The 7,883-nt window shown below is 73.6% G+C and carries 9 protein-coding genes; 6 read left to right on the top strand and 3 right to left on the bottom strand.

From position 1 onward, the window contains the following. The 3 genes from M4J07_RS45385 to M4J07_RS45375 all read left to right on the top strand — a co-directional run. Positions 1–1,097 (top strand): SUKH-4 family immunity protein (locus tag M4J07_RS45385; RefSeq protein WP_255982778.1); only part of this gene is annotated, 1,097 nt, incomplete at its 5' end. 66 nt (positions 1,098–1,163) lie between these two features. Next, positions 1,164–2,150: an LCP family protein gene (locus M4J07_RS45380; protein ID WP_255982776.1), complete on the top strand. Its 987-nt coding sequence runs from the start codon at positions 1,164–1,166 to the stop codon at positions 2,148–2,150. 158 nt (positions 2,151–2,308) lie between these two features. Beyond that, a complete protein-coding gene (locus M4J07_RS45375) occupies positions 2,309–3,202 on the top strand; it encodes a cellulose-binding protein (protein WP_255982774.1) in 894 nt (297 codons plus the stop codon). Here the strand turns inward: M4J07_RS45375 and M4J07_RS45370 are convergent. After that, a complete protein-coding gene (locus tag M4J07_RS45370; RefSeq protein ID WP_374215197.1) occupies positions 3,177–3,662 on the bottom strand; it encodes a winged helix-turn-helix domain-containing protein in 486 nt (161 codons plus the stop codon). The two genes, M4J07_RS45375 and M4J07_RS45370, sit on opposite strands and share 26 nt — an antisense overlap. A gap of 68 nt (positions 3,663–3,730) precedes the next feature. Between M4J07_RS45370 and def the strand changes: the two genes are divergently transcribed. From def to infA, 3 genes are all read left to right on the top strand, one after another. Beyond that, on the top strand, positions 3,731–4,333 hold the full coding sequence (gene def / locus M4J07_RS45365; protein ID WP_255982772.1) for a peptide deformylase: 603 nt from the start codon (positions 3,731–3,733) through the stop codon (positions 4,331–4,333). Positions 4,334–4,950: 617 nt separating this feature from the next. After that, a complete protein-coding gene (locus M4J07_RS45360) occupies positions 4,951–5,742 on the top strand; it encodes a GNAT family N-acetyltransferase (protein WP_255982770.1) in 792 nt (263 codons plus the stop codon). 2 nt (positions 5,743–5,744) lie between these two features. Further along, positions 5,745–5,969, top strand: a complete 225-nt coding sequence (gene infA / locus M4J07_RS45355; protein ID WP_255982768.1) for a translation initiation factor IF-1 — start codon at positions 5,745–5,747, stop codon at positions 5,967–5,969. On the opposite strand, the gene M4J07_RS45350 is transcribed toward infA, so the two are convergent. After that, on the bottom strand, positions 5,917–7,599 hold the full coding sequence (locus M4J07_RS45350; RefSeq protein WP_255982766.1) for a sodium/solute symporter: 1,683 nt from the start codon (positions 7,597–7,599) through the stop codon (positions 5,917–5,919). The two genes, infA and M4J07_RS45350, sit on opposite strands and share 53 nt — an antisense overlap. Continuing rightward, the coding region (locus tag M4J07_RS45345) for a DUF485 domain-containing protein (protein WP_255982764.1) at positions 7,596–7,883 on the bottom strand (288 nt) is incomplete at its 5' end. The genes M4J07_RS45345 and M4J07_RS45350, both read right to left, overlap by 4 nt.

Here is a 7,883-nt window from a genome sequence, read left to right as displayed (position 1 = left end):
AGGGCCCGGGACCCGCGATGCCGCCCCCGCCGCCCGGTGCCATGCCGCCGCCCGCGCCCGGGCAGCAGATCCCGGGCGGCCCGCCCCCGGCGGCGTACGGCTATCCGCAGGCGCCCTCCGGTCAGCCGACCGTGGGCCCCGGTTACCAGGCGGTGCTCAGCTACCGCGCGCCCGACGGCTCCCAGCAGCAGCTCATCCGGCGGTCGGCGCCCGGTGTGCCGCACCCGGAGTGGCAGATCTTCCACGAGCTGCGCGGCATGAACATCCCGCCGGACCAGGTCCTCGAACTCCACACGGAGCTGGAGTCCTGCTCGCTGCCCGGCGCGTACTGCTCCCGCATGATCCAGGAGCAGTGGCCGCAGGCCCGGATCACGTCGATCGCGCCGTACGGCACCGACCACGCCTCGCGCCAGCAGGGCATGCAGCAGCTCATCGCGCACCAGGGCGAGCTGCACCAGGTCGCCGACGGTCCCGCGCGGCCCGCACCGGTGCGGGCGCCGCTGCCGCCCGCGCAGCCCTCGCCGCCGGTCCCGCCGGAGGCCATCGCGCAGGAGCTGGCCGCGGCGTTCGGGCCCGGCGTGTTCCGGTTCGACCAGCGGGCCGTGTCGCGCCAGGGCGTCCCGGACGTCGTCGCGCACACGCTCGTCGTGGCCGGACTGCCCGCCGACTTCGGGCCGTTCTTCTGGGCGCAGGCCCAGCCGGGGCGCCCGGTGCCGACGCTGGCCGAGCTGGCGCAGGAGCGCGGGGTGCAGCCGGCGTCGGACGCGGGCTCGTACCTCGTCATGGGCAGCGACTTCGGCAAGGCGGTCTGCGTCCAGTACGGCACGGCGCACATCGTGGCCGTGCCGGTCGAGGCGGGTCCCGGCGGTGCGCCGGTGCCGCCGCAGTTCGTGAACACGGGGCTGCCCGAGTTCGCGCGCTCGCTGGCCCTGCTCGGCCGGATGTGGCGGCTGCGCTTCGGGCTCAACCCGGAGCAGGCGGGCCGCTGGACGGTCGACTTCCAGGCTCAGCTCAGCGCCATCGACCCGGCCGCCCTCGGTTCGCCCGAGACCTGGTGGTCGGTGCTGCTGGAGCAGATGTGGGACGGCCTGCTGTAACCGTGTGACGGCTGATGACGGGGCGCTCGACCTGCGGGACCGGTCGGGCGCCCCGATCATGCGCTCATGGCAGCGACACCGACGCAGCGGCAGCGGGGGACGAAGCGGCGCTGGCCCAAGCGGGTCCTGCTGACCCTGCTCGTCGTCCTGGTCCTGCTGCTGGGATACGGCACGGCCCTGTACTTCTGGGCGGACTCCCGGCTGCGGACCACGGACGCCTTCACCGCCTACGACGGCCGCCCGACGGCGGGCAGCGGCACGGACTGGCTGCTCGTCGGCTCGGACTCGCGCGCGGACCTGACGCCCGAACAGCGCAAGGCGCTCCACGTCGGCAACGACCAGGGCCTCAACACCGACACGATCATGATCCTGCACTACGGGGACAGCGGTCCCTACCTGATCTCCGTCCCGCGCGACTCGTACGTGTCCATCCCCGGCCACGGCAAGGGCAAGATCAACTCGGCGTACGCGCTCGGTGGCGCGCCGCTGCTCACCCGGACCGTGGAGGAGGCGACGGGCCTGCGGCTCGACCACTACGCGGAGATCAGCTTCCTGGGCCTGGTCGACGTCGTCGACTCGCTCGGCGGCGTCACCCTCTGCGTACCGGACGGCGGGCTGCACGACGAGAAGTCCGGGGCCGACTTCGACGCGGGCTGTCAGCACATGGACGGGGTCCAGGCCCTGCAGTACGCGCGGGCGCGCTACTCCGACCCGCGGGGCGACCTGGGCCGGGTCGAGCGGCAGCGGCAGCTGGTCGACGCCATCGCCGACAAGGCGCTCAGCGTGGGTGTCCTGGTCCCGCCGTGGAAGCTGATCCCGTTCCTGAGCGCCTCCCTCGACGCGCTCACGGTCGACCCGGACACCGGCATCGGATCGCTCGCCTCGATGGGCGCGAAGATGTCGGACCTGGCGGCGACGACGACCGTGCCGGTGGCGGGCGAGCCGTCCGTGCCCGGGGTCGGTGACGTCGTCGTGTGGGACGAGTCCGAGGCCGGTCAGCTCTTCGCCGCGCTCCGCGACGACACCGCGATTCCGACTTTCGGCGCCAATTGACGCATCCTTGACCGAGTGGGTCGGGCGGAGTGTCGCGTTATGAGCGGTTCCGCTTGATCCACAAAGATGTGCGCCAATCGCGCAGAACGTCGCACGTCGGTTTCCGTCGGTTTCCGTCGGGCGGAGACCGGTGGAGACCGGTGGAGAGGGGATCAACGATGAGCGGTGCAGGTGCATCGGCGTCGCCGTACGGCTTCGTCACCGTACGAGGTCGTGGTTACCGTCCCGAGCAGGTGGAGGCCCACGCCGCCGGTCTGTCCGAGGCCCGCGACGAGGCGTGGGAGCGGGCCGCGCGCCTGACCGTCCTCGCCAAGGACATGGAGGCGGAGGCCGAGCGGCTGCGCGCGGTCGTCGCGCGGCTCGCCCCGCAGACCTACGAGACCCTCGGCAAGCGCGCCCAGTACCTGCTGGAGCTGGCCGAGGAGGAGGCCGCCGCCGTCCAGCACGCGGGGCGGGCCGACGCGGCGGCCGTGACCGAGGCGGCGGACGCCGCGGGCCGGGAGCTGCGCGACGCGGCGCAGGCCCACGCCGACGAGGTGCGTGCGGAGGCCGAGCAGCGTGCGGAGCGGCGCGAGGCGTCGGCGCGGGCCACCGCGGACGAGACCCGGGTCGCCGCGCGGCGCGACGTGAAGGAGGCGCGGGGCGAGGCGCTCGCCGCGCTGCGGGAGATGCGGCGGCGCTGCGAGGGCGTCCTCGCGGACCAGGCCAAGGAGCACGCCGAGCGGTTCGACGCCTTCGAGCGGGAGGCGGCCGAGCGGGCCGCCGCCGCGGACGAGCGGGAGGCCGAGGCGGTGGCGGCGGCGGAGGCCCGCCTCTCGGAGGCCAAGCGGGCGTTCGCGGAGGCGGAGGAGGCCGCCCGGCACGGCCAGGAGGACGCGGACGCCACCGCCGCGGAGCTCCTCGCGCAGGCCCGCGCCCGGGACGAGCGGGTGGCCAGGGAGACGGAGCGGGTGCTGCGGGAGCACGGGGAGGCGTGGGACGAGGTGCGGGCGCACATGGATCACGTACGGAGTTCGCTGGCGGCGCTCACCGGGCGGGCCGCGGCCGAGTAGCCGCCGGCGCTCCGGTCAGGGGGCGCAGCCGGGCGACCGCCGCGACGGGGACCGCGCCCTCGGGGTGGGACCGGCGGCGCTCGTAGGGGGCGAGCAACTCCCGCACGGCCAGCGCCACTTCGTCGATCTCCTCCGGCGTCAGGTGCACGGTGGCCTCGACCGAGCGGTCGGCGGCGTGCAGCGACTGGCGCGGGTCGTCCCAGCGCAGCCGCCACGGCCTGGCCCGGCCGCCGCCGTGCGCGGCCTCCTCGATCAGGCCGTGCTCGGCGAGCCGGCGCAGGTGGAACGAGCAGAGGCCCGAGCTGTACCCGAGCCGGGCGGCGGCCTGGGTCGACGTCACCGTGCCGGCCTCGGCCAGCAGGTCGAGCAGCGCGATGCGCACGGGATGGTCGGGCAGCCGGCGGGCGGGGCCGCGCGCCGCGGCCGTGGACGGGTCGTTCTCCGTGGATTCCTCGGTCACTTTGCAAAGGGTGCTACTTTGCAAAGGATTTGGTCAAGTGGCACGAGGCGGAGGGGAGTTGGGTGGACATGGCCGGGAGCGGGCTGTCACCGGAGGTCGAGCGGGGTGCCGTGCGGCGCATCACGGTGGTCGGTGAGGAGGTGCTGCGCCGCCGCTGTGCACCGGTCACGGAGGCGCACTTCGGTACGCCGGAGCTGTCCCGGCTGATCGACGACATGTTCGCCACGAACCACGTCGCGCACGGGGCGGCCATCGCCGCCAACCAGGTGGACGTGGACCTGCAGTTGTTCGTGTACGACATGGAGGACGACTGGGGCGTGCGCCACGTCGGCCACATCGCCAACCCGGTCCTCGACGAGGAACCGCTCGCCACCCGCAGGCTCGTCGACGAGATGGAGGGCTGCCTCTCCGTCCCCGGCCCGTACAAGCCGGTGCCGCGCGCCGACCACGCGGTCGTCCGCGGCCGGGACAAGGACGGCAACCCGCTCGTCGTCGAGGGCCGCGGCTACTTCGCCCGCTGCCTCCAGCACGAGACCGACCACCTCTACGGGCGGCTCTACCTCGACCGCCTGGCCAAGCGCGAACGCCGGGACGCACTGCGGGAGATGGCGGAGCTGAGCGACGGGGTACTGGCCCGCCGCGCGGCGACGGCGGAACGCCTCGGCAAGTAGGCGCCGCCGCCCCGGGGCACAGCGCCGCGTCCAGTTCCGCGCGGTGCCGGGTCACCCACGCGTGGGCGGCACGGATCTCCGTCACCACGCCCCGGTCCCGCAGGCAGCGGTCCTGCCAGGACAGGACCGTGGGCAGCAGCGGGGTCCGGTCGGTCAGGCCGTAGGCGTCGCAGAGCAGACGCAGCCGGCGGGAGGCCTCCGGCACGTCGTCGATCGCGGGGCCGAGGTCCAGGTACTGCCAGCACACGTGGGCGACGTCGTCGACACGGCGGCCCGGGGCGGCCAGGTCCCAGTCGATGAAGCCCTCCGTTCGGGCCGACCGCTGCTCCCCGGGAGCGAGGGCGGCTCTGCCCGGCAGGTGGTCCAGGACCTCGCGGCCGAGGTCGTCGGCGCCGAGGAAGCGGGGCGCGCCCCGCCGTCGGAGAACTCCCCGGCAGCGTAATTCGGTTGGCCGGGCGGGCGGTGGGTGTTAGCTTTTCGGCGATCGTGAAGTCGGCCCAGGAGGTGAGTCCCGTGAACGCTGTATCGCATGGGTGCTCCCCCTGTCCTTCACGGTCGGGCGACTGACGCAGGTGTCGCCGGGAGTGCCAGGACCGCACTTCCGAAGGACGGACACCATGAACACACACGCATCAGGACCGGCATCCCCATCCATCGAGGTCACGCGGGTCGCCGACGATCAGTGGCAGGCCCTGGAGGGCGACCGCGTCGTCGGCACCGGGGACCTCTCGCACCGGTCGGGCGGCCGGGCCTACGTCAGCATCGACGCCTGGCACGACGCCGCCTTCGACCGGCTCGCCCGCGTCATGCCCGCCGCGCTGCCCACGCCGCTGCACACCGTGGTGGACGAGGACGACCACGACCTCATCGCCCGGTGGCGGCAGGCCGGCTTCACGCCGGGGCGTCGCGAGGGCGAGTACGTCGTCCCCACCGATCCCGGCGTCACCGGGCTCGGTGCCGCGCCCGTGCCCGAGGGCGTGACGGTCGTGCCGTTCGGCGCGGCGCAGGAGGGCCCGCTGCGCGACCTCGACCGGGCTGTCCGGGACGAGGTGGCGGCCGCGGGCGGCTGGCACACCATGCCCGCCGAGGTGGTGCCGCTGCCGCCCGGGGTCACCGTCGTCGACCCGGCGAAGTACGCCGTCGCCGTCCTCGACGGCCGGTACGTGGGGATGCTCAGGATCGCGCCCGTGCCGCGCAGGCCGCGGATCGGTCTGCTCGCCGTGCGCGCGGACGTGCGGCGCCGCGGCATCGCCCGGGCCCTGCTCGCCGAGGTCCTCGGCTCGCTGCACGCCGCCGGGGTCGCGGGCGCCTGGGCCGAGGCCCAGGAGTCCAACCGTCCCGGGCTGTCCCTGCTGGCGGAGGTCGGTGCCCGACGGGTCGGCGGCAACGTCGAGTTGGAGCGTCGATAGACATGGCGCGCGTGGCGAAGGGCATCGAGCTCGAAGGCGTCGTCGTCGAGTGCCTGCGGGGCGCGACGTTCCGGGTCGAGATGCAGAAGGGGCACGTGGTGCTCGCGCACATCAGCGGGAAGATGCGCAAGCACCACATCAAGATCCTCCCGTACGACCGGGTCCTGGTGGAGATCAGCCCGTACGACCTGACCCGGGGCCGGATCCTCTTCCGCTACCGGTCGTAGCGGCCGGCGGGGGCGGCGTCACCGGCGCCCCCGCCAGGATCCAGCCCTCCACCGCCTCGTAGAGCTGCCGCTGGGCCTGTGCCTTGCGCGGCCCGGTGAGCACCGTGCCCAGCCAGCCGAGGAAGAAGCCCAGCGGGATCGAGACGAGACCCGTCGTCGTGAACGGGAACCAGGTGAAGTCCCGGTCGGGGAAGAGCGACGCCGGGTTGCCCGACACCAGCGTGGTGCCGGTGATCAGGACCATCGAGGCGAGCGTGCCGCCGATCAGCGTGCAGAGCAGTCCGGTACGGGTGTAGCGGCGCCAGAACAGGCTGTACACCAGTGCCGGGGCGAGCGCGGAGGCGCCGATGCCGAGTGCGAGGAAGACCAGCGGCTGCAGGCTGCGGTGCTGGAAGTAGGTGGCGAGCGCGATGGTGAGGGCGCCGATCGCGAGCGCCGAGCAGCGGGCCAGCGTCATCTCCCTGCGGGGCGTCGGCTCGGTGCGGCCCCAGTGCGCGAACACGTCGTGGGCCAGGGAGTTGGCGCAGGCCAGGATCATGCCCGAGACCGAGGCGAGCAGCGTGAGGAACAGTGCGGTGGTGACCGTCGTGAACACCAGGGCCCCCGCGGTGCTCAGCTCGGCGCCGAACGCGGCGCGCGAGCCGAGCAGGAACGCGGTGTTGCCCTGCGGGTCGGCCGCGGCGATCGCCTTGCTGCCGATCAGCGCCGTAGCCCCGAACCCGATCACCGAGATCATCAGCGCGAACACGCCCGTCGAGGTGACCGCCCAGGACATCGAGCGGCGCACCTCGCGGGCGTGCCGCGCCGTGTACATGCGCATCGTGACGTGCGGCAGCGCGGCGCCGCCGAGCATCACCGTCAGATACGAGCTGATCATGTCGAGGCGGGGACTGCCGCTGTGCACGAACTGCAGTCCCGACTTCAGATAGGCGCTGCCCGCGCCGTTGTTGGCCACCGCCGCGGCGAGCAGGGCACCCGGGTCCCAGTCGAAGCGGCGCAGGATCAGCACGGAGACCACGGTGCCGGAGCCGAGCAGCGTCACGATCTTGAGGAGCTGGATGACGGCGGTGCCCTTCATGCCGCCGATCGCCGCGTAGCTGATCATCAGGCCGCCGACGGTGACGATGACGCCGGTCTTGAACCCGGCGCTGTCGAAGCCGAGCAGGAACCCCAGCAGGTCGCCCGCGCCCGCGAGCTGGACGAGCATCATCGGCAGCAGCGCCGCGAGGGTGACCAGGCAGGCCGCGAGCCGCGCGGCGCGGCCGGGCATCCGGCGGGCGAGCACGTCGCCCATGGTGAACTGGCCCGCGTTGCGCAGGGGTTCGGCCAGCAGGAACATCAGGAGCGTCAGGGAGAGCGCGGTGGCCAGGGCGAGGACCGCGCCGTCGTACCCGGTGAGGGCGACGACGCCGCAGGTGCCGAGGACGGTCGCCGCCGAGATGTAGTCACCGGCGATCGCCAGCCCGTTGCGCATCGGGCCGAGCCGGCCGAAGCCCGTGTAGAACTCCGCGAGGTCGTCCCGCTCGGGCCCGGTGACGATGCACAGCAGCAGGATGACCGAGGCGACGCCGGTGAACGCGACCAGGGCCATCGACTCGGTGGACACGGATGTCGCGGCGACGGGGTTCATCGCGTCCCTCCCTGGCGGCGCAGCCGGTGGGCGAGCGGGTCGACGCGGCGCCGTGCCGTGTGCTCGTACACGTAGAGCGCCAGACAGGTCACGGGGAACTGGCACACGCCGATCAGCAGGCCGAAGGAGAGGCCGCCGGTGACCGCGCGGGTCATCAGGGACGGGGCGAACGCGGACAGCAGCAGGAACGTGAAGAAGTAGCCGATCGCGGTGAGCGTCGAGACGCGGCGCTGCCAGCGGTAGGCCGTGCGCAGCAGTCTCAGTTCGCCCGCGGGGCCGCTCGC

Origin of the sequence: Streptomyces longispororuber (assembly GCF_024448165.1) — a bacterium.
GTDB lineage: Bacteria > Actinomycetota > Actinomycetes > Streptomycetales > Streptomycetaceae > Streptomyces > Streptomyces longispororuber_A.
The sequence above is the reverse complement of the archived record's forward strand: the minus strand, read 5'-3'. Positions and strand labels throughout refer to the sequence as shown.

Coding starts and splice junctions, on each gene's coding strand:
- M4J07_RS45380 (WP_255982776.1), top strand. CDS start 1,164: ATGGCAGCGACACCGACGCAGCGGCAGCGGGGGACGAAGCGGCGCTGG.
- M4J07_RS45375 (WP_255982774.1), top strand. CDS start 2,309: ATGAGCGGTGCAGGTGCATCGGCGTCGCCGTACGGCTTCGTCACCGTA.
- def (WP_255982772.1), top strand. CDS start 3,731: ATGGCCGGGAGCGGGCTGTCACCGGAGGTCGAGCGGGGTGCCGTGCGG.
- M4J07_RS45360 (WP_255982770.1), top strand. CDS start 4,951: ATGAACACACACGCATCAGGACCGGCATCCCCATCCATCGAGGTCACG.
- infA (WP_255982768.1), top strand. CDS start 5,745: ATGGCGCGCGTGGCGAAGGGCATCGAGCTCGAAGGCGTCGTCGTCGAG.
- M4J07_RS45350 (WP_255982766.1), bottom strand. CDS start 7,599: ATGAACCCCGTCGCCGCGACATCCGTGTCCACCGAGTCGATGGCCCTG.